Annotated in this window: 15 protein-coding genes; 12 read left to right on the top strand and 3 right to left on the bottom strand. The window is 38.1% G+C overall.

The window, feature by feature from the left end; genetic code table 11:
- Positions 1-75: 75 nt before the first annotated feature.
- Positions 76-336, bottom strand: coding sequence for a 30S ribosomal protein S20 (gene rpsT / locus CXF79_RS00535; RefSeq protein WP_011042016.1), 261 nt, complete (start codon positions 334-336; stop codon positions 76-78).
- Between the two features lie 334 nt (positions 337-670).
- On the opposite strand from rpsT, the gene murJ reads away from it, so the two are divergent.
- From murJ to fadD, 9 genes are all read left to right on the top strand, one after another.
- Entirely contained in the window at positions 671-2,266 is a 1,596-nt protein-coding gene (gene murJ, locus CXF79_RS00530) for a murein biosynthesis integral membrane protein MurJ (protein WP_101153521.1), read from the top strand.
- 416 nt (positions 2,267-2,682) lie between these two features.
- Positions 2,683-3,603 (top strand): bifunctional riboflavin kinase/FAD synthetase, encoded by a 921-nt coding sequence (gene ribF / locus CXF79_RS00525; protein WP_101153520.1) that lies wholly within the window; start codon positions 2,683-2,685, stop codon positions 3,601-3,603.
- A 113-nt stretch (positions 3,604-3,716) separates the two neighbouring features.
- Positions 3,717-6,578: an isoleucine--tRNA ligase gene (ileS, locus tag CXF79_RS00520; protein WP_101153519.1), complete on the top strand. Its 2,862-nt coding sequence runs from the start codon at positions 3,717-3,719 to the stop codon at positions 6,576-6,578.
- A 130-nt stretch (positions 6,579-6,708) separates the two neighbouring features.
- Positions 6,709-7,251 (top strand): signal peptidase II, encoded by a 543-nt coding sequence (gene lspA / locus CXF79_RS00515; RefSeq protein ID WP_011042020.1) that lies wholly within the window; start codon positions 6,709-6,711, stop codon positions 7,249-7,251.
- An 80-nt stretch (positions 7,252-7,331) separates the two neighbouring features.
- Positions 7,332-7,775, top strand: coding sequence for an FKBP-type peptidyl-prolyl cis-trans isomerase (gene fkpB / locus CXF79_RS00510; RefSeq protein WP_011042021.1), 444 nt, complete (start codon positions 7,332-7,334; stop codon positions 7,773-7,775).
- Between the two features lie 170 nt (positions 7,776-7,945).
- Positions 7,946-8,665: a tRNA (adenosine(37)-N6)-threonylcarbamoyltransferase complex dimerization subunit type 1 TsaB gene (gene tsaB, locus CXF79_RS00505; protein ID WP_101153518.1), complete on the top strand. Its 720-nt coding sequence runs from the start codon at positions 7,946-7,948 to the stop codon at positions 8,663-8,665.
- A gap of 38 nt (positions 8,666-8,703) precedes the next feature.
- A complete protein-coding gene (locus tag CXF79_RS00500) occupies positions 8,704-9,384 on the top strand; it encodes a M50 family metallopeptidase (RefSeq protein ID WP_101153517.1) in 681 nt (226 codons plus the stop codon).
- Between the two features lie 44 nt (positions 9,385-9,428).
- Entirely contained in the window at positions 9,429-10,355 is a 927-nt protein-coding gene (locus CXF79_RS00495; RefSeq protein ID WP_101153516.1) for an alpha/beta fold hydrolase, read from the top strand.
- A 115-nt stretch (positions 10,356-10,470) separates the two neighbouring features.
- Positions 10,471-12,126, top strand: a complete 1,656-nt coding sequence (fadD, locus tag CXF79_RS00490; RefSeq protein WP_011042026.1) for a long-chain-fatty-acid--CoA ligase FadD — start codon at positions 10,471-10,473, stop codon at positions 12,124-12,126.
- Positions 12,127-12,263: 137 nt separating this feature from the next.
- On the opposite strand, the gene CXF79_RS00485 is transcribed toward fadD, so the two are convergent.
- A complete protein-coding gene (locus CXF79_RS00485; RefSeq protein ID WP_011042028.1) occupies positions 12,264-13,001 on the bottom strand; it encodes a YciK family oxidoreductase in 738 nt (245 codons plus the stop codon).
- Between the two features lie 258 nt (positions 13,002-13,259).
- Here CXF79_RS00485 and CXF79_RS00480 point away from each other — a divergent pair, with 258 nt between their 5' ends.
- Positions 13,260-15,755, top strand: coding sequence for a VolA/Pla-1 family phospholipase (locus CXF79_RS00480; protein WP_101153515.1), 2,496 nt, complete (start codon positions 13,260-13,262; stop codon positions 15,753-15,755).
- Positions 15,756-15,913: 158 nt separating this feature from the next.
- Positions 15,914-16,963, top strand: coding sequence for a protease SohB (gene sohB, locus CXF79_RS00475; RefSeq protein WP_011042030.1), 1,050 nt, complete (start codon positions 15,914-15,916; stop codon positions 16,961-16,963).
- 150 nt (positions 16,964-17,113) lie between these two features.
- Here the strand turns inward: sohB and CXF79_RS00470 are convergent, their stop codons facing one another.
- Positions 17,114-18,457, bottom strand: coding sequence for a dicarboxylate/amino acid:cation symporter (locus CXF79_RS00470; RefSeq protein ID WP_101153689.1), 1,344 nt, complete (start codon positions 18,455-18,457; stop codon positions 17,114-17,116).
- A gap of 446 nt (positions 18,458-18,903) precedes the next feature.
- Here CXF79_RS00470 and CXF79_RS00465 point away from each other — a divergent pair, with 446 nt between their 5' ends.
- Positions 18,904-21,330 carry an Ig-like domain-containing protein gene (locus CXF79_RS00465; RefSeq protein WP_101153513.1) on the top strand — a complete coding sequence of 809 codons (2,427 nt, stop codon included), beginning with the start codon at positions 18,904-18,906 and terminating at the stop codon, positions 21,328-21,330.
- Positions 21,331-21,403 lie beyond the last annotated feature (73 nt).

Here is a 21,403-nt window from a genome sequence, read left to right as displayed (position 1 = left end):
CCTAAGTCGGTTTTTCAATGGAAAATAAGGTGCACCATATTTTCACTTCATAAAACAGTACAGCTAAAGCAATAATTAAAGTGCTTTGATTGCTGCATTTAAACGGCTCTTAGAACGAGCTGCTTTGTTTTTATGAATAAGACCTTTACTTGCGTAACGGTCTAAAGTTGGTGTAGCAGCAGCTAATTCTTTAGTTGCTACTTCTTTGTCACCAGCTTCAATTGCTGCTAGTACTTTTTTTACTAAAGTACGCATCATTGAGCGACGACTTGCATTATGTTGACGGCGCTTTTCAGATTGTCCTGCGCGCTTCTTAGCTTGCTTTGAGTTAGCCAAGGTATTCTCCTAAAAGAGTGATTATAAGCTTAAATTTAAGGCGACGAAATATGCCTTTTTTTTTGCTATATGTCAAATGTTTTAATTGTTTAATTTAATGTTGACGGTAAAAGTTAACGATAAAAAGCAATTAAAAAGAATATGGTTGATGTTTACGACTAGAACTATGCCGATATAACAAAACATGTTGTGAACAGCGTTAAGTATACATTGTTTAAATAGCTAAAATCATCACATAATACACATTATTTATTTTTGCTGTGTTTTTTTTTACTTTTACATGAGTGAATAGTTATAAAATAGCCATGTTTAACTTGGGTTTGAGGATGTTTTTTTGAGTAAAAAGTTAATTAAATCAGGGATGATTGTCAGTGTGATGACGTTGATTTCTCGAGTATTAGGATTAATTCGAGATGTCGTTATTGCCAATGTGATGGGCGCAGGGGTGATGGCCGATGTATTTCTATTTGCCAATAAAATCCCAAACTTTTTTCGGCGACTATTTGCTGAAGGAGCATTTGCTCAGGCATTTGTACCTGTACTCAGTGAATATCAGGTAAAAGATGAACAACAAGCAGAGCAAAACGATAAACAAAATGCCCATGAGCAAACACGATTACTGATAGCACAGGCTTCCGGTACGCTAGGCATAATTATCACCGGAGTGACGTTATTCGGTATGTTAGCCTCACCTCTGTTTGTAATGCTTTTTGGCTTTGGTTGGTTTATCGATTGGTTAAATGACGCGCCAGGAGGCGAGAAGTTTGATTTAGCGAGTAACTTATTATCAATCACTTTCCCTTATCTATGGTTTATTAGTTTTGCAGCACTAACGGGGGCGGTGCTTAATACCTTGGGCCGATTTGCCGTTGCTGCTTTTACGCCTGTTCTGCTAAATATTGCTATTATCGGAATGGCCATTTTTGGTTCCCCTTATGCCGAAAGTCCTGCTCACGCGTTAGCTTGGGGCGTGTTTTTAGGTGGTCTTATACAATTTCTTTTTCAAATTCCTTTTATGTACAAAGTGGGCATGTTGGTAAAACCTAAATGGGCTTGGCACAGTGAAGGAGTCACAAAGATTCGAAAACTGATTGTGCCTGCGTTATTTGGTGTGTCAGTAACACAGATTAATTTATTGCTTGATACCGTTATTGCCAGCTTTTTAATTACAGGATCTATCAGCTGGCTCTATTATGCCGATAGACTACTTGAATTCCCGCTGGGTCTTTTTGGTATTGGTATTGCGACAGTGATACTGCCTAGCTTGTCAAAATTACACAGTAAAAATAGCCCAGAAGAATTTAGTGCCACCTTAGATTGGGGGATCCGAGTGATTTGTCTTTTTGGCTGGCCAGCGTTGGCAGGATTAATGGTGTTAGCTCAGCCTATTATTATGGTGCTATTTATGCGGGGCGAGTTTGACCAACAAACTGTATTACAAGTTTCCATGGCATTATTTGCCTATTTATCAGGGTTGTTGAGTTTTATGTTTATCAAAATACTTGCTCCCGGTTATTACGCACGACAAGATACCAAAACACCAGTTAAAATCGGCATTATAGCTATGGTTGCCAATATGATATTTAACTTAATGCTGGCACCTTTTATCGGGTATGTAGGGCTTGCCTTAGCAACCTCATTATCTGCAACATTAAATGCTTGGCTGTTATATCGAGGCTTAAAGGCACAAGGTGTTTATCAATTATCGGCTAAAACACTCATTTTTATTGCTAAATTAGTGTTAAGTGCTGGGGTTATGGCATTGGTTGTTTATCAATTATCCAGCAGCTTTGATGTTTGGCTAACGATGAAATTTTTAGAACAAGTAGAGCAACTAACCCTGTGCATTGTTGCCGGTGTTGCTAGCTATTTGGTAATGATTATTTTGTTAGGTGTACGTTTTAGTGACTTTAAGGTTATAAAAAGATAAAAATAAGCATAAATAAAGTGCTCGGGCTACTGATTATTCGCGCGCGCTGTTATATAATTCGTCGATTTGTACCAATCCATATAAGAAAGTGGCCTCTTAGTGAGATTTTAAAGGCTTACAGGCAAGACATTGAACGTAGGTAATGGTACTTCCTTATCAAGGTCAATAACGAAGCTTGTAAGCCTTTAAAACCACCCTTCGGGAATGCATGGACACCATGATAACAGCACAAAATTTGTTTGATATAGAATAACTATACCTACACATATTTTATTTGTTTTAATGTCGTCCATGTCATTCTAAGTGGTTACTTCTTTATATGGAGTGGTACTATTTATGCGAATGTCAAAGTTGATGTTCGTCAGTGACTTATTTGAGTCATTTAGCGTGATAGTAAAAAGGCAGAATAATAGCTAATGCAGTTAGTTCGCGGAATACATAATATTCAATTAAATGATCATAGTTGTGTGTTAACTATTGGTAATTTTGATGGTGTTCATTTAGGACATCAGCAAGTGATTAAGGCGTTGGTAAGTAAAGCGAAAGCTTTGAATTGTGTGGCTGCAGTGTTAGTTTTTGAACCACAACCACAAGAGCTTTTTTCACCAGAAACAGCACCTGCTAGATTATGCCGTCTACGCGATAAATATAATTTATTAGCAAAACTTGGTGTGCAGCGACTTATTTGTGTCAATTTTACTGCTAAATTTGCTAATCAAAGCGCTAAACATTTTATAGAAAATTTGTTGGTAGCTAAATTAGGAATAAAGCATCTTATCGTCGGCGATGATTTCCATTTTGGTAAGAATCGAACCGGTAACTTTTCTATGTTACGTCAAGCAGGAGAAAAGTTTGGCTTCGATGTTTCAGATACCGCAAGTTATAAAATGGCGGATTGCCGCATTAGTTCAACCGCTATTCGTCAAGCATTAGAACAAGATGATTTAGTGTCAGTTAAACAGATGCTAGGCAGAGAATATTCGATAATTGGTCGCGTGTTCCATGGTGACAAGCGAGGTCGACAGTTAGGTTTTCCAACCGCTAATGTCTTACTTAAAAGGCGTGTTTCTCCCCTTAGTGGTGTTTTTGCTGTGATGGTAAAAACAAATAATGGCGAATTTAAAGGGGTTGCAAATATTGGTGCTAGGCCAACAGTTAACGGCATTAGGCAACAATTAGAAGTACATATTTTTGATTTTGATGAAAATCTCTATGGGCAATGCATTGAAGTGGTCGTTAAAAGAAAACTACGCCCAGTGATTAAGTTTGACAGCCTTGAAGCGCTTACCGCGCAAATTCGTCAAGACAGTGAACAAGCAAAACAAGTATTAGCTTAATGCTTTACTTGTAATGATTAAAAATAATATATTCAATTAACAGTTATAAACTTGGTTGATATTTATAGCGTTTTGTTAAGTTTATCAGCCAACATAAACGGATAATGATTTAAATGAGTGATTACAAACAGACCCTGAATTTACCAGCCACCTCCTTTGCTATGAAAGGCAATATGGCTAACCGTGAACCTAATATGCTCAAAGATTGGGCAGCTAAAGATCTTTATGGCAAGATTCGTGAAGCCAAAAAAGGTAAAAAGTCATTTATTCTTCATGATGGTCCTCCTTATGCCAATGGTAATATTCACTTAGGCCATGCCGTTAATAAAATCTTAAAAGATATTATTGTTAAATCAAAAAACTTATCTGATTTCAATTCTCCTTTCGTACCTGGTTGGGATTGTCACGGTTTACCGATTGAATTAATGGTTGAGAAAAAAGTAGGCAAACCTGGTCATAAGATTAGCGCTAGCGACTTTCGTCAAAAATGTCGTGAATACGCCGCTAAGCAAGTTAATGGTCAACGTGAAGATTTCAAACGTTTAGGTATTTTCGCTGATTGGGAAAAGCCATACTTAACCATGGATTTTGGTACAGAAGCCAATATTATCCGTTCATTAGGTAAAATTGCTGAAAATGGTCACTTACATCAAGGTTTTAAACCTGTGCATTGGTGTACTGATTGTGGTTCGTCTTTAGCTGAAGCTGAAGTTGAATATAAAGACAAGCAATCTCCAGCTATTGATGTGAAATTTACTATTAGCGACGAAACCGTAGCAGATAAATTCTCTCACCCAGAAGGCCATAAAGGCGAAGGTGAAATCGGCGCTGTGATTTGGACAACAACACCTTGGACACTTCCAGCTAACCGTGCAATAGCAGTGAATGCTGAGGTTGAATATACTTTAGTTCAATGTGAACAGGCAGGTGAAAAGCAACGTTTAATCATTGCTTCTGATTTAGTTACTACCTGTATGGATCGCTTTGGCTTTGATAAATACCATGCATTAGGTTTCTGTAAAGGTAGCGAGTTAGAGCTAGTACAATGTCAACATCCGTTCTATGACTTCACGGTTCCTGTTGTTTTAGGTGAACATGTAACGACAGACTCAGGTACCGGTTGTGTACATACTGCACCAGGTCACGGTGTAGAAGATTTTGTTGTTGGTAAACTATATGACTTAGAAGTGGCTAACCCTGTTGGCGCTAACGGCGTATACCTTGAAGATACGCCATTACTTGCTGGACAACATGTATTTAAAGCCAATGCTAGTGTTGTTGAATTGTTAAAAGAAAAGGGTGCTTTAGTACATCATCATGCGTTAGATCATTCTTACCCGCATTGTTGGAGACATAAAACACCACTAATTTTCCGTGCTACGCCGCAGTGGTTTATCAGCATGGACAAAAAAGGTTTACGTCAAGATTCATTAAACGAAATCGAAAAAACACAGTGGATCCCTGATTGGGGTCAACGCCGTATAGAATCTATGGTTGAAGGTCGTCCAGATTGGTGTATTTCACGTCAACGCACGTGGGGCGTGCCTATGGCATTGTTTATTCATCAAGATTCGGGTGCATTGCATCCGCGTAGCATTGAGCTTATTGAAGAAGTTGCTCTTCTTGTTGAAAAATCAGGTATTCAAGCTTGGTTCGATCTAGAGGCGAGCGAGTTAATTGGTGATGATGCGAAAGAATACATTAAAGTACCTGATACGTTAGATGTATGGTTTGATTCAGGTACTACCCATGAATCAGTTATCAAAGCGCGTGACGAATTTGACGGTATTGCAGATTTATATCTTGAAGGCTCTGATCAACATCGTGGTTGGTTTATGTCATCAATGATTTCATCAGTAGCGATGAATGGTGCAGCGCCATATAAGCAAGTACTTACTCACGGTTTTGTGGTTGACGCTAAAGGTCACAAAATGTCTAAGTCGTTAGGTAATGTTATTACGCCAAAAGAAATTACTAACAACTTAGGCGCTGATATTTTACGTCTGTGGACTGCTTCAGTAAATTACACGCAAGAAATAACTGCGGGTGATGAAATCTTCAAACGTCAAGCCGATGCTTACCGTCGTATTCGTAATACGTCACGTTTCTTATTATCTAACTTAACTGGTTTTGAACCAGCTAACCACATGGTTGCTGTTGAAGATATGGTTGCGCTTGATCGCTGGGTTATCGATAAAGCAGCTCGTTTACAAGAAGAAATTATCAACGCGTATGATGAATATGAATTTCATGTAGTTGTACATAAGTTAATGAACTTTTGTACGAATGAATTGGGTGGCTTTTACTTAGATATTATCAAAGACAGACAATACACAGCTAAGAGCGATTCAAATGCACGTCGTTCATGTCAAACAGCTATGTACTTAATTGCTGAAGCCATGACTGCATGGATGGCACCAATCTTGTCATTTACTGCACAAGAAATCTGGGAAGCACTGCCTTTACCTGTAAACGGTGAACGCGATGAGTTTGTTTTCACTGGTGTTTGGTTTGATGGCCTTATGAAGCAGGAAAGTAAGCAAGACGAAAGCACTGAATCTTCAGATGAGCTTGGTAATGAGTACTGGACTGAATTGCTGACTGTTCGTGGTGAAGTTAACCGCGCGTTAGAGCAAGCAAGAAAAGATAAGTCTGTTGGTAAAGCACTAGAAGCGCAAGTTACTTTGTTCGCAACTGCTGACCTAGCCGCTAAATTAGCTAAATTGGGTGATGAGCTTCGTTTTGTTTTAATCACCTCTAAAGCGACTATTGAAACAGTAACGTCGGCACCAGAAAATGCCCTTGAAACTGAGGTTGAAGGTTTATGGTTAACTGTGGCACCTGCTGAAGGTATTAAGTGTGAGCGTTGTTGGCATGTCACTACTGACATTGGCGAAAGCGAAAAACACCCAACGTTATGTGGTCGTTGCATAACTAATATTGATGGTGAAGGTGAAACAAGACAGTTTGCTTAATTCGAACCGTCAGATTGCATTAAAAGTTGCTTAACTTTGTTAACTAACTTAACTAACTTAAGTAACTAATCGGGCTACTAGCCACTATCAATTCATAGGTAGTGGCTAGTAGCTTATTTAATTGCGCTATATGAGATTACCACCATTGAAAAAATTATTTAGTGATACCGGATTACGTTGGTTATGGCTAACCTTACTATGCTTAATCATTGATCAGGTGAGTAAACATTGGGTTGCAGGTACATTTGATTATCGTGAAACTTTGTCGGTTTTGCCATTTTTCAACCTCACGTACGTTCATAACCCTGGTGCAGCCTTTAGCTTTTTAGCTGACCAAGGTGGTTGGCAACGCTGGTTTTTTACTGGGATTGCCAGTATAGCTAGTATTGTATTTCTCGTTTGGATGGCAAAAACACCTAAACAGCAACGTTTATTAAGTATTGCTTTTGCTTTGATTTTAAGCGGCGCCGTAGGTAACTTGATCGATAGAGCTTTATTTGGTTACGTTATCGACTTTCTTGATTTTCATTGGGCGGGCTACCACTTTGCCGCTTTTAATATTGCCGACTCAGTTATTTTCATTGGTGCAGCACTAATGATTTTTGAATCCTTCTCTAATCAGGGAAATAATAAAGAAGCTAATAAAGAACCTAGTCAAGAAAACAAGAAATAAAATAGTTATGAAAGTCATTATTGAAGCAATAGTGATAACAAAATACAAAAGAATTAAACAAATAAGGTAGAGAAGTAATCATGACCGTTTCAACGCAAGCTCAGATTCAAAGTGACTCAAGTATTCTTGTTCATATAACTATGAAATTAAGTGATGGTTCGGCTGCAGATAGTACTAAAGTCAATAATAAACCAGCAAAAATAATCATGGGCGATAACAGTATCTCACCGGCTTTCGAAGCTCAGCTGATTGGTATGGATAAAGGTGATTCAAGAGAGTTCACCCTTGAAGCAAAAGATGCTTTCGGTGAGACAAACCCAGACAATATTCATTATATGGGTCTTGATAAATTTTCCGCTGAGGTGCCAGCAAAAATAGGTAATATTATTACTTTTTCTCAACCAGGTGGTGATTTACCGGGCATGATTAAAGAAATCAATGGTGACTCGGTTACTATTGATTTTAATCACCCGCTTGCAGGTCAAACAGTAACGTTTGTAATTGACCTTGTAGACATCCTTTAAACTAATTTATTCGCTTAAATTCACTTTTTCTTTGTTGCTAGGCATTCACATAGATAAACTATGCTTCATTTCTAGCGCCGTGAAAAAAAGTATTTAATTCGAACAAATATTAATTTAATGAGTCTTTAATGCTAAGTCTCTGTCCAACTTTATATAGGTAAGTAAATATAGTGAATTATTTGGCTCTTGATGCCTCAACTGAAGCATGCTCTGTTGCGTTGCAAGTGAACGGTAAAACCTTTTCTCGTTATGAGCTTTGCCCACAGTCGCATAGTTTACATCTACTGCCGATGATAGATGCAGTACTTCACGAGGCGGGTATAAAGTTAGCTGAGCTCGATGGCCTTATTTTTGGTCAAGGACCTGGCAGTTTTACCGGTGTCCGCATTGGTGTAGGCGTAGCTCAAGGGTTAGCGTTTTCTGCTAACCTACCTGTTGTTGGTGTATCAAGTTTACAGGCTATGGCTCAATTAGCTTATATAAAACATGGTCAAAAACAGGTCTTAGCAGCAATAGATGCCCGTATGTCGGAAGTTTATAATGGCTATTTTGTACTTGATGAAAACAATGTTATGCAAGCGCAGAAAGGTGAAGCCGTTACCCCGCCTGAGAATTTAGCACAACAACTATCAGACGTTGTCGTTGCTCCTTTCTATGCTGTTGGTACAGGTTGGGATGCGTACCCTGAAAAGTTAAGTGAAAAATCAGGCGAACAATTGTTGGCATTGAAAATTAATGAAGGTAGCCCAGATATACTTTTCCCGAGCGCTGAAGCAATGTTAGCAATAGGTAAAGTAAAACTAGAGCTAGGGCAGGGCGTTTCGGCAGAACATGCTCAACCAGTATATGTTCGCGATACAGTTTCCTGGCAAAAACTTCCGGGTAAATAATATAAAATTCTTACGGTAGCAAATTCTGGAAGCAAATTATGGCAAGTACCTCGCACAATAGCTCAGCCAGTTTTTGGCAAAAATATCAGCTGTATTTTCTCCTGGTAGCCGCGATTATCATCAGGCAAATTCCTATCGTATCTATTCCGCTTAATTGGCTGGAAAGTTACTTTCATGAAATAAGCCATGGCATTGCTGCACTATTAACAGGTGGCGAAATTATGCGCATTCAATTGTTTGCCAATGGTGCTGGTTTATGTACTACTCGAGGTGGTTTAAGTTTCATTATTAGTTTCTTTGGTTATGCTGGAGCCACCTTTTGGGGCTGGTTACTCTTTAAGTTAGCAAATAGTCATCAACGGACTGCGCAGATTGTTTCTGGCTTCATGATCGTTTTACTGCTTGTTTCAATTATTTTTTGGGCAAGAGATCTCCTCACTATAATTATTATCTCAAGCTTAGCTGTCATGTTTGTGCTAACGATAAAAATGCGCCGATTATACACTCTTCAGGTATTGTTAAAATTCTTTGGTTTGAGTATTTTATTAAATAGTTTGTTTAGCCCAACGTATTTATTTGATGGTCGTGATCTAGGTGATGGTGCTGCTTTAGCTTCAATTACAATGGTCCCTGAATTAGTTTGGGTATTGTTATGGTGCGTGCTGGCTGTTGTTGCGCTCTACTCCTTAATAAAAACGAACAAAAAGTCTTATAATTAAATCAAGGGCTTAACTTAAAGTTGCATTCTTAAAGGTACAATCCAATGGCAGATACCAACGAAATTTATGAGCTTAGCTACCAACTAGATGACTTAACGCTTACCGCATTAGCTTGTGGGAATAAAGCCCATGAACCAGTACTATGTTTACATGGTTATTTGGATAATGCCGCAAGCTACTTACCTTTAATGCAGCAAATGATGCAGAAAAGTGATTTACTAAGTGATAGGCGTATTATTGCGCTAGATTGGCCCGGCCACGGTCACTCAGAACATCGAAGTGTCGGTGCTCATTACCATTTTTTTGATTATGTTAGTGATTTGGTTACGTTATTTTCACTTAATAATTGGCAAGCAATTGATATTGTTGCGCACTCAATGGGAGCCATGATTGCAAGTGCATTTGCCGCAGCTTTTCCTGAAAAAGTAAAATCACTCACCTTAATCGATTCATTTGGTTTTATTTGTGCCCCAGAAGAACAAATGACGGATCAGCTTCGACGTGGTCTGCTAAGTCGAGTGAAATCAGCTAATACTACCCGATCATTTACTGAAGAAACGGCTGTAAAAGCACGGCTGCATGTTTCAGACTTGACCGTTGAACATGCAAAATTAATAGTAAAAAGATCATTGATAGAAATTGAACCTAAGTCAATGGATACAGTGGGTGTTGATAGCGCGAGTATTTTATATCGTTGGCGTTCAGATCCGCGTTTACGGTCAGTTTCACCTTATCGCTTAAGTCTAAAACAAGGGCAACAATTGTTTAGTGACATTAAGTGTCCTTTACAACTTATCTATGGTGATAAAGGCATGAAAATGGTTGTCACGGGGCTGAAAAACTTCTCTTCAGGTGTTAATAGCTTACAAACTACCAAGCTGTCAGGCGGTCATCACGTTCATATGGAAAAAGCGGAAGAGTTATTGCCTATTCTTCATCATTTTTTCAGTGAAATTAAAACAAGCGTTTAAATTTGTGGCGCATTGCTAAAAAATTTGATAAAACAGTGGTATTAAAATAAGAGTTGCTGCAAATAAAATAATTATTAAGTCAGTTGCAACATAATTACCTATTGAGGAAGCCATTGTGGAAAAGATTTGGTTAGAAAAAAGTTACCCTAGTGATGTGCCGTTTGAAATAGATGCGGATAAATATCCATCCATTGTGGCTATGTTCACAAAATACTCTACTCAGTTTAGTGACAAAACAGCTTTCATCAATATGGGCGCTTCTATTTCTTATGCAGAACTTTCAGTTCAAGCAACCGCCTTTGCAGCATACTTACAACAAGATTTAGGCTTAGAGCGAGGTGATAAATTCGCCATCATGGTGCCTAATTGCTTACAATACCCAATAGCATTATTTGGCGCTTTATTAGCAGGGCTTACTGTTGTAAACGTAAACCCTTTATATACAGCCCGTGAACTTGAGCACCAATTAAAAGACTCAGACGCTAAAGCAATGTTGATTATAGAAAACTTTGCTCAAACTCTTGAGAAGGTAGTTGATAAAACAGCGGTTAAACATGTCATCATGACATCTTTAGGTGATCGGTTGGGCCTAGTTAAGGGCACTGTTGTCAATTGCATGGTCAAATACGTTAAAAAAATGGTACCTGCTTTTAAACTGCCACACGCGGTACGTTTTAATACTGTTTTATCGCGAGGCTTAGCACTTAAATTATCGCCGGTAGAGTTGTGTGGAGATGATCTCGCATTTTTGCAATATACCGGTGGTACAACAGGTTTATCTAAAGGCGCCATGTTAACGCATCGAAACATGGTGGCAAACTTACAGCAAGCTAAAGCTGCTATTTTCCCATTGTTAGAAGAGGGCAATGAGCTAGTGGTAACAGCGTTACCGCTTTATCATATCTTTGCTTTGACGGCGAATTGTTTAACGTTCTTTACCATGGGGGGTACTAATTTATTAATTACCAACCCAAGAGATATGCCTAATTTTGTAAAAGAATTATCAAAATACCCATTTACAGCCATTACGGGTGTAAATACCTTATTTAACGGCTTATTGAATACGCCTGGCTTTAGTGAACTTAACTTCAGCACGTTGAAAATGTCACTTGGTGGTGGAATGGCAGTACAACGACCTGTTGCAGAGCGTTGGCAGCAAATAACGGGTACCAGATTGTTAGAAGGTTATGGTTTAACTGAGTGCGCACCTTTAGTGACGATAAGCCCTTATAATCTTGCCGCTTATGACGGAAGCATAGGTCTTCCTGCGGCTTCAACGGATGTTAAAATCATGCGTGAAGATGGTAGTGAAGCTGATATTGGCGAATCAGGTGAAATGTGGGTTAAAGGCCCTCAGGTAATGCTAGGTTATTACAAGTGTGTAGAAGCGACTGAAGAAGTATTGAAAGACGGTTGGTTTGCTACAGGTGATGTTGCCATGATGGATGATAAAGGTTTCTTCACTATCGTTGATCGTAAAAAAGATATGATAATCGTTTCTGGCTTTAATGTTTATCCCAATGAAATTGAAGAAGTGCTTGCCATGCATGAAGGCGTCTTAGAATCTGCGGCCATTGGTGTACCCCATGAAGTTTCAGGCGAGGTTGTCAAAATTTTTGTGGTAAAAAAATCAGATGATTTAGATGAAAAAACGCTTATCAAACATTGTCGCGAAAACCTGACTAATTACAAAGTGCCAAAACTGGTTGAGTTTCGAAAAGAATTACCTAAAACCAATGTAGGTAAAATTTTAAGAAGAGAGTTACGCTAAGGCAACCTAGAAATAAAACGGATATGACTTACGTAATAAATTCGAATCAATAAACAAAAAGGCAAGCTGTAATAGCTTGCCTTTTTTTTGAGCTTTAAAATGAGCATTAGCACAAAGATTACATATCACATTAAAGGTTATTGAGCCTTTAACGTTTGACCATTTATTTCTAAACTATCATCAGACATTAAATAAACATATAAAGGCATAATGTCTTCTGGTGTAGCAAGTTCGTCTTTATCTTCTGCTGGAAAAGCACACGAGCGCATGTTGGTATTTGTAGCACCAGGGTTTATCGCGTTGGTACGTAAATTTGATCCTTCATATTCATCTGCAATTACTTGCATCATGCCTTCAGTGGCAAATTTTGAGATACTATATTGACCCCAGTAAGCTCTACCTTGGCTACCAACGCCTGAAGAAGTAAATACTAAAGAAGCATTTGGTGCTAACAATAAAGTCGGTATTAATGTTTGAGCTAATAAACATTGTGCTGTTACATTGACTTTCATCACATCATTAAATACTTGCTCATGCATTTGAGTGAACGGTGTTAGTTCACCTAAAATAGAAGCATTTAGTAATACCCCATCTAAATGACCAAACTGACTGGAAATTGTCGAAGACATATCAATATAATTTTGTTTGGTCGCACCCTTCAAATCAAGGGGGATAATGGCGGGTTCAGCAAGCCCTAAAGCAACAATCTCATCATACACAGCTTCAAGTTTACTCACCGTTTTACCAAGTAAAATAACAGTAGCACCAAGTTGTGCATAGGTTAATGCTGCAGTGCGGCCAATACCGGCACCAGCACCCGTAACTAGAATGGTTTTGTTGCTTAAATTGGCATCTTTTGTTGAATAATTAAACATCTTAAGGTCTTATCGTTAGGAGTGAGAAAGTTACTTCCCTATTCTACGCGTTGACATTTTCATTGACGAGAGAAAAGTTGGTTAACATGAAAATATTCGACGAAAAAGTAAAAAATGACTAGCACCTTGCGACATCTTGGGGTAACTTTAACTGGTCTTACTAGTTATTAAAACATCAGTTTGAATTTTGATTTGAACGATAAAATAAAAATAACTTAAAAAATACATAATAAAAATTACGGCATTGGGGAATTCAATATGAAAAAGCTAGCTCTCAGTCTTGCGATTATTAGCGCACTTGGTTTAAGTGCCTGTGATAGCGAAACTATCGAAGATGTACAAAAAGAAGTCGCAGATAATGGCACGGCTGTTACCTCCCTTGCACGAGTCGTTTTTGATCCTGGTGCTGCTACGCCACGTTTATCTATCCCTAATGACTTATTATTTTCAGGGACACAAGATGGTACGCTAAATTTACCTGTAGCTGATGCAACTGACTTTAGTGATCCTACCGTAGCGATGAGTGCATTGGATGGTTGGTCAACGACTAACCCGTTTGTACTTGCCGTAGATTTTCCAGCAGGGTCTTCATTAGATGCCGTGAGTGTTTTTGATGGCAATTCTGTAAAAATTTATGAAACCTTAATGGGTGGCGATGCCGGCTGTGAAGCTGTTCCACGCGGTGCTGCTTGCACGGTTGTTGGTGAGTTAGTTTTTGGTGTGGATTTTGTCGCGCAAGCTAAAGGCAATAGTATTGCTATTGTTCCAATGAAACCGTTAAAAGGAAAAACCACTTATGTGGTTGCGTTAACCAATAATCTGAAAGATAACAATGGTAAATCAGTTGCTGCTTCAATAACCTATGATCTTGTTCGACAAGATATAGCAACTAAACCATTGGCAACAGCAAGCCAATTACAACTCCAAGGTTTAGTAAATAGTTTTGAAAACGCGATTGTTAGTGCTGGTGCTGATAAAGATAGTTTAATTTATACATTTGCTATGACTACGCAATCAACCGTTGATGTATTATTTACGGTTAAAAAATTACTTGCTGCACCTTTAGCACAGGGTGGTATGCCACCTGTTGTTTCTGTTACTGATACAATGATCAATGTTGCTACAGCTCTGGAAATGCAAGGTGTAGTACTTTCAGATAACTTAAAAAATCTATACTCAACAGCTCAATTATATTCAGGTTCTATCAAGTTACCTTATTATTTAGGCGTGCCAACTCAAGCTAACCCTAAAGCTCCTATTACTGATTGGTGGAAAGCCTTATGTGATTCAGGTGTTATGTTAGCTGGTTTAGCAGCTGCTAATCCAGGTGCTATTCCTGAAGGTCCTATTGCAGGTTCTCGGTCTGATGCTGTTTGTTCGGCAGTAGGTTTACGTGATTTAAGACCTGCAGGTATTGAGTTAGATGTAGAACGTAATTTAACTAAGTTTAATCCTGTACCTCAACCAAGTGGTGTAAGTGATATTCCAGGTGTAACTGACCCATCTATACTGGCCGTACAAATGACTACTCCAGTTATTGCTCCCCTTACTGATGCTGTACGTGCTAGTTATGGTTTACCTCCATTGGTTGCTGAGCCTACGGATGGTTGGCCTGTTGTTATTTTACAGCATGGTATCACCGGAACAAAAGAACAGATGCTAGCAATTACCGGTGTTTTATCAACCTTTGGTTTTGCTACAGTAGCCATTGACCACCCTTTACATGGTAGCCGAGGCTTTGATATAACGGGTCCTAACAAAGTTCCTGATGGCATTGATGATATTAATGCTTCTACTGTTTCAGCAACGCATTACATGAATTTAGCAAGTCTACTGACCACACGTGATAATTTACGTCAATCTGCAAGTGATATGTTAGGTTTACGCTTAGGGTTGAATGCTGTTTCTGGCGCGAAGATCAATGGAAAGAATGTGCACTTTTTAGGTCATTCATTAGGTGCTATTACAGGTATTAATTTAGTAGCGTTAGCTAATGCACCACTTGATTCACCATTAGATCCATTAGATCCTATGTTCAAAATCACCTCTAATTCGCAGGCAATGCCTGGTGTGATGATTGCAAACTTCTTAATGGAGTCTGGTGCATTTGGTGATGTAATTAAGTCGAACTTGGTATATAGCTCATCTGCTGAATTTAAGGGCATGGTTGATGCAGCTTATCCTCTTGATGAAAATGGAAACTCTACTGCTACTGAAGCTCAGTTAGTTGGAGCATATCAAGCGTTTTATGCTGCACTTACACCTGAACAGCAAGCAGGTATAGAAGCTGTGTTTAGTAAATTTGTTTTTGCGGCGCAAACAGTGACAGATGCGGGTGACCCAGCTAACTATGCAAGTATTATTAAAGCGACTCAAACACCAACACACTTAATTGAAGTAGTTGGTAACGGTGCCGATAGTAATGGTGTGGTATGTAAAGATATATTAGATACAGATAACTGTTCTGACCAAGTTATACCTAATACTGTTACAACTACTCCATTTGGTGGTACTGAAGGTGCAATTGCCTTGTTAGGTTTACCAAGTGTTAGTAGTACAACCGAAGGCTCTGGTGCGGTACGTTTTATTTATGGTCATCATGGCTCTATCTTAAGTCCAGCTCCTAACAGTTCTTCTATTCAAGATCCTCTAGTGACTGGTGCAGCCACTCAAGAGATGCAAGGACAAGTTGCAGGGTTCTTTGCTACAATGGGACAACTGATAACAGTAACCAATACTGACGTTGTTCAATAATTTCGATTATTAAGTTGTTTTATAAGCCCTCTGATGAGGGCTTTTTTTTGTCTAGAATTTCTTGCGTTTTATCAATGGTTTTCAAGACATAAAAATAGTGTAGAATTACGTCAATTATTTTTATCCCTATATTTACCAATATATCCTCAGGAGTTACCTTGGAATTTTTATATGAATACGGCTTGTTTCTAGCGAAAGCCATTACTTTTGTTTTGGCTGTTATTGCCATTATTATTGCGATTGCTGGTGCAGCGACGAAACAGCAGCACAAAAAAGGTGAGCTTGATATCACCGATTTATCTGAGCAGTTTACTGAGACTGAAGAAGATATTATTCATGCGTTATTGAGCAAAGATGAATTTAAAGAGAAAGAAAAGGCTGATAAAAAGCTTGCTAAAGAGCAGGCGAAAGCAGATAAAAAATCAGCTAAAGCTGGTGAAGACAAAGAACCTAGCAAATCACATGTATTTGTGGTTGATTTCAACGGCAGTATTGATGCTAAAGAAGTTAGTTCTTTACGTGAAGAGGTGTCTGCGATACTTTCTGTGGCGAAACCTGAAGATGAAGTTTTTGTTCGTTTAGAAAGTGGTGGCGGTATGGTACATGGTTATGGTTTAGCATCTTCACAGCTTGATCGTATTCGTCAGCACAATATTCCACTGACAGTATCAGTAGATAAAGTAGCTGCTAGTGGCGGTTATATGATGGCTTGTGTAGCAAATAATATTATTTCTGCACCTTTTGCTATCTTAGGTTCTATTGGTGTTATTGCCCAAGTACCAAACTTCAATAAACTACTAAAGAAGCATGATATCGATTTTGAGCAATTTACTGCTGGCGAATTTAAACGTACAGTAACTATGTTCGGCGAGAACACAGAAAAAGGTAAAGAAAAATTCATCGAAGAATTAGAAGAAACTCACGTTCTATTTAAAAACTTCGTTAGTGAGCGCAGACCAAGTTTAGATATTGTTAAAGTTGCAACGGGCGAGCATTGGTTTGGCACAACAGCGTTAGAACTTGGCTTAGTTGATAGTATCCAAACAAGTGATGACTATTTACAAGGTAAAAGTAAAAGCCATAAAGTCGTTGCTATAAAATATGAAGTGAAAAAAGGTTTGGCTGAAAAGTTCTCTAAAGCAGCTTCGTTATCAGCTGAAAGCTTTTTAGGTAAACTAATACAGCGCAATAATATCTTCCCTAGTTAGCAGTTGGTTGACCATTAGTTATCAATCACGGGATTAGTTAATTATTAAATTAAGAAACTAAGTGATATAAAAAAGCCTTACTGAGTTAACTCAGTGAGGCTTTTTTTGTTTAACAATTACATTTTTTTTTACAAGACACTCTACAAAATATTAATTATCTTTTAGGTGCTTAAAGTCGATTTCTTCGATGTTATGACCTGCTTGTGGGTCAAGATACATTTCATGGTCAAATTGGTCTTCACTTTTAGCAACAACAAGACTCACCATACTGTCGCCAGTAACATTGACCGCAGTACGTGTCATATCCAGTAATCTATCAACACCAATAATAAGGGCAATACCTTCAACAGGTAAACCTACTTGCTCTAACACCATAGCTAGCATGATTAAACCAACACCAGGTACACCTGCTGTGCCTATAGAAGCTAGGGTTGCAGTAAGCACAACTGTTAAGTAGTCAGCTAGGGTTAAATCCTGAGTAAAAACTTGCGCGATAAAGACAGTAGCCACACCTTGCATGATTGCTGTGCCGTCCATATTAATGGTGGCGCCAAGCGGCACGGTAAATGATGCGATGGAGTTTTTTACGCCCATCTTCTTTGTTGCTGTTTCTAAAGTAACAGGAATAGTGGCATTTGAACTGGCGGTAGAGAAAGAAAAAATAGCTGCGTCACGCATTTTCTTTAAAAAGATTATCGGATTTAAACCCGTAAATAATTTTAAAATAATAGGGTAAGTAACCAAAGCATGAACAACAAGAACAAAAAATACTACTAAGAAATATTCAATTAAATTACCAAAAGTCGTTAATGACACAGTCGTAAATAGGGTTGCCAATAATGCAAATACACCATAAGGAGCGATATTCATTAAAATAGTTACCAGACGCATGATCACTTCACTTAAATCTTCAAATAATAAAGCGACACGTTCACCAGCTTTGCCTGAAAGAGCGATAGCAATACCAAAAAGTAATGCAAAAACGATTACTTGTAGCATATTACCTTGTGCAAAGGATGCGAAAGGATTGGTAGGAAACATTTGAATAATAACTTGTGCTAAAGAAGGTGCTTCTCTACCTGAAAAGCTACTGTTAGCTACCATATTAACGCCTTCACCCGGAGCAATAATTAGCGCAACAAAAATAGCAAAGCTTATAGCAATAGCTGTAGTGGCGAGATATAAGGCTACCGCTTTGCCACCTATGCGGCCAAGCTTACTGGTATCTTTTAAGGAGCATACCCCACAGACTAACGATACAAAAACTAAGGGAACAACTAACATACGTAAACTGGCCATAAAAACTTGGCCAATCACTTCTAATATGCCATCTACGAATAAGCCCTTAAGAGAAATATCAAATAAATAAAGGTTAATAACTTTGTCAGAGCCATTGGGCATAAGCCACTGCAAGAAAGTTCCTAATAAAATACCAGCAACCATACCGATAACAATGCGGCTGGTTAAGCTATTTTTTTTGGAGGGTGGGGACATTGTTTTTTCAATTGTCATAGGGTCTATGTTACTTCAGCTAGGTTGTAATACCAATCAGATTGATTAATGGCTCAAATTTTAATGAGAGTAAATTTTCAATAAAAAGGCGCTTAATTGAGCAATAGCTGGCTATTGGGATTGAAAGCAACGATTTTATTGGGCATTTAGGGCATTAAAATAGATCACTTAGTTACTTTGACTGGTATAAGGTTAAGTTGTGATTATTATGTATCTACTATACAAATAATTTTAATCACCTAGGTTAGCAATAATCGCGTAGATTAAAAACTAATTTATTTTGACCGTTTTAGGCGTACTCATAACTAAAAACTCACTAACTTAGTCATTGATTGTGATTTTTTTATGATAAGCAGTACCTTTTTGTTATTTATCAGTTAATATGAGTTATTAGGTCTATTTATAAAAAGAAAAATTAGGATGCTTCTATGCAGTTATTTCGACGTTTAAGTTTTACCATGTTATTGATGTCAATGATGACACTCGTAGCGTGCGGTGGTGGAGATGGTGACCTAACAGGTGGGGGTGGCGATGATGATACTGGCGGAGCATCGGATTCAGCAAAAATTTCCATTTCAAAGTCAGAAGGGGACTTATCGGCGACTAATGATATTACCCTTTCTGTAGCGTTGTTATTAAATAGTAACGGTGCTGGTGTGGCAGGTAAACTCATTACTTTTACTTTGAATGACCCTACGGTCGCAACTTTTGACCCTATTACAGGTACTGCTATTACCGATGATTCGGGTATCGCAACTATGACGGTTAAAGTAACCGATGTTGCTGGCGGTGTTGAAGTAACTGCTACTGTTACAGGTTCCGACTCAGATTCAGCTTCTACTAGTATTGGTTTTACCAGTGCTGGTGATGGTGTGAAAGTAGTTGAAGGAGAACCTGTTGCAGCTTCTATTCGATTATTTGCCAGCTCTCAACAACTGGCTTCAAGTGGTGCTCAGTTCATTGAATTATCCGCCATTGCTAAAGATGAAAGTAATAACTTGCTCGAAGGCGTTACCATTAACTTTTCAACTGATTCGGGTGCTCTTGGGAAAATACTTGATGAAAGTGGTGATAGTTCCGATATAACGGGTCCTGATGGTAAAGTTGTTATGACGTTATCTACTCAAGCAGAGCCAAGTAATAGAGTTATAACGGTAACTGTTATCAGTGGGGATATTTCTGATTCGTTAGAAATAGAAGTACTTGGTACGACTTTAACCTTAACAGGCACAACCTCTTTAGCACTTAACGATGAAGCAATTTATATTGTCAATGTCTTAGACTCAGATGGTAATGGTGTTGCAAAAACAGATGTAGCGATTTCGTTATCCGGTGTGTCGACTGAGGTTCCTGCGGGGAATGTTGCTGAAATAACAATTCCGAGTTCTAGCATTGTAACTACAGACAGTGACGGTCAAGCGACAATAAAAGTAACGGGTACGAGTGGCGGTACTAACAGTATTATTGTGGAAGCATTGAATGCATCAGCAAGTCAAGACGTTTCAGTTCAATCAGATTCCTTTCTATTTACTAATTTTAATAATGGCGTAGAGACAGTAAATCCTTCTAATACTCCCATTGTCCCTGATGTATCTTTAGAAAAATCGGCTTTAGTAACGCTTACTTGGCAAAGAAATTCAGCACCTGTAGTGGGAAAGGAAGTAACATTTACAACCACTCGAGGCGTTCTAAAGAATGAAATTGGCGATATAATAAGTGAAGAAACTACTAATATAAATGGTGAAGTAACTGTATACCTTACATCTGACGATGCAGGTAAAGCATTGGTTACTTTAGTGGGTTCAGATGGAATTATAGAGCTCACTAATCAGCTCGAATTTGAATTCTTTGCTGATACTGCTTCGACAATAAAGGCACAGGCATCACCCAACTCTATTGGTCCTAATAAGCAAACTTCGAGCATATCTGTTGTAGTAAAAGATGTTAACGGTAATTTAGTTAAAAATAAAAAAATTAAGTTTGTTTTAGACGATACCAGTGGAGGGGAAATATTTCCTGCTACATCTGTGACAGATAGTAACGGTAGTGCTTCAACTATTTATACTTCAAATAGTACATCTGCGAAAGATGCCGTTTCAATAACAGCCATTGTTGAGGATTCTCCTGAAATTAGTGATACTGTCAAATTAACTGTATCTGATCGTGAGTTATTTATATCATTAGGTACTGGTAATTATATTGAAGAACTTGGCACCACCGATTATATAAAAGAATACTCTATCTTTGTTACTGATGTTGATTCTAATGCAGTTGAAAACGTTGAGCTCAAAGTCTCTGCCATTCCTGAAAGTTATTATAAAGGTTCTTGGACAAGAATTTATGAAGAAGAAAAGTTTGTTAGCTGGGCTGCAAGAGGTGATGTATTTGCAATAAAACCTACTACGATTTCGGCAATAAAGAAAAAGTGTAGTAATGAAGATATAAATTTTAACGGTATTTTAGATACTGAAGATATTAATAATGATAATATTTTAAATCCAGGGGAAGATGTTAACTTAAATGGACTTTTAGATACCGAAGACTTTAATGGAGATGATGAACTCACCCCTGGTAATATAGTTTCTATCAGTGGTAATTTTGTTACCGATAGCGATGGGCGATCAGTTATACGTATAAATTACCCACAAAGTTATGCACATTGGTTAGATGCTAAGCTAATTGTTTCAGGGAAAGTCACCGGTAGTGAAGGCTCTACTCAGACTATTTTTACCCTACCTGTTTTAAATGCACATATAATTCAAGAAGCTATATCTCCTCCTAGTCAAGGTATTGGTACTACAAGTCCATTTGGACACAGTAATATTTGTAGTCAGAGTATTGCTGATGAAGGCTAACTTTACTTAAGTTAAATAGTACTTATTAAAAAGGCTCCTAAGGAGCCTTTTTTGTATCTATCAACTAAATGAG

The sequence above is a fragment of the Colwellia sp. Bg11-28 genome, from assembly GCF_002836245.1.
In the GTDB taxonomy this organism is placed as follows: Bacteria; Pseudomonadota; Gammaproteobacteria; order Enterobacterales; family Alteromonadaceae; genus Colwellia; species Colwellia psychrerythraea_A.
Note: the sequence above shows the minus strand (reverse complement) of the source record. Positions and strands in the feature narration are given on the sequence as shown.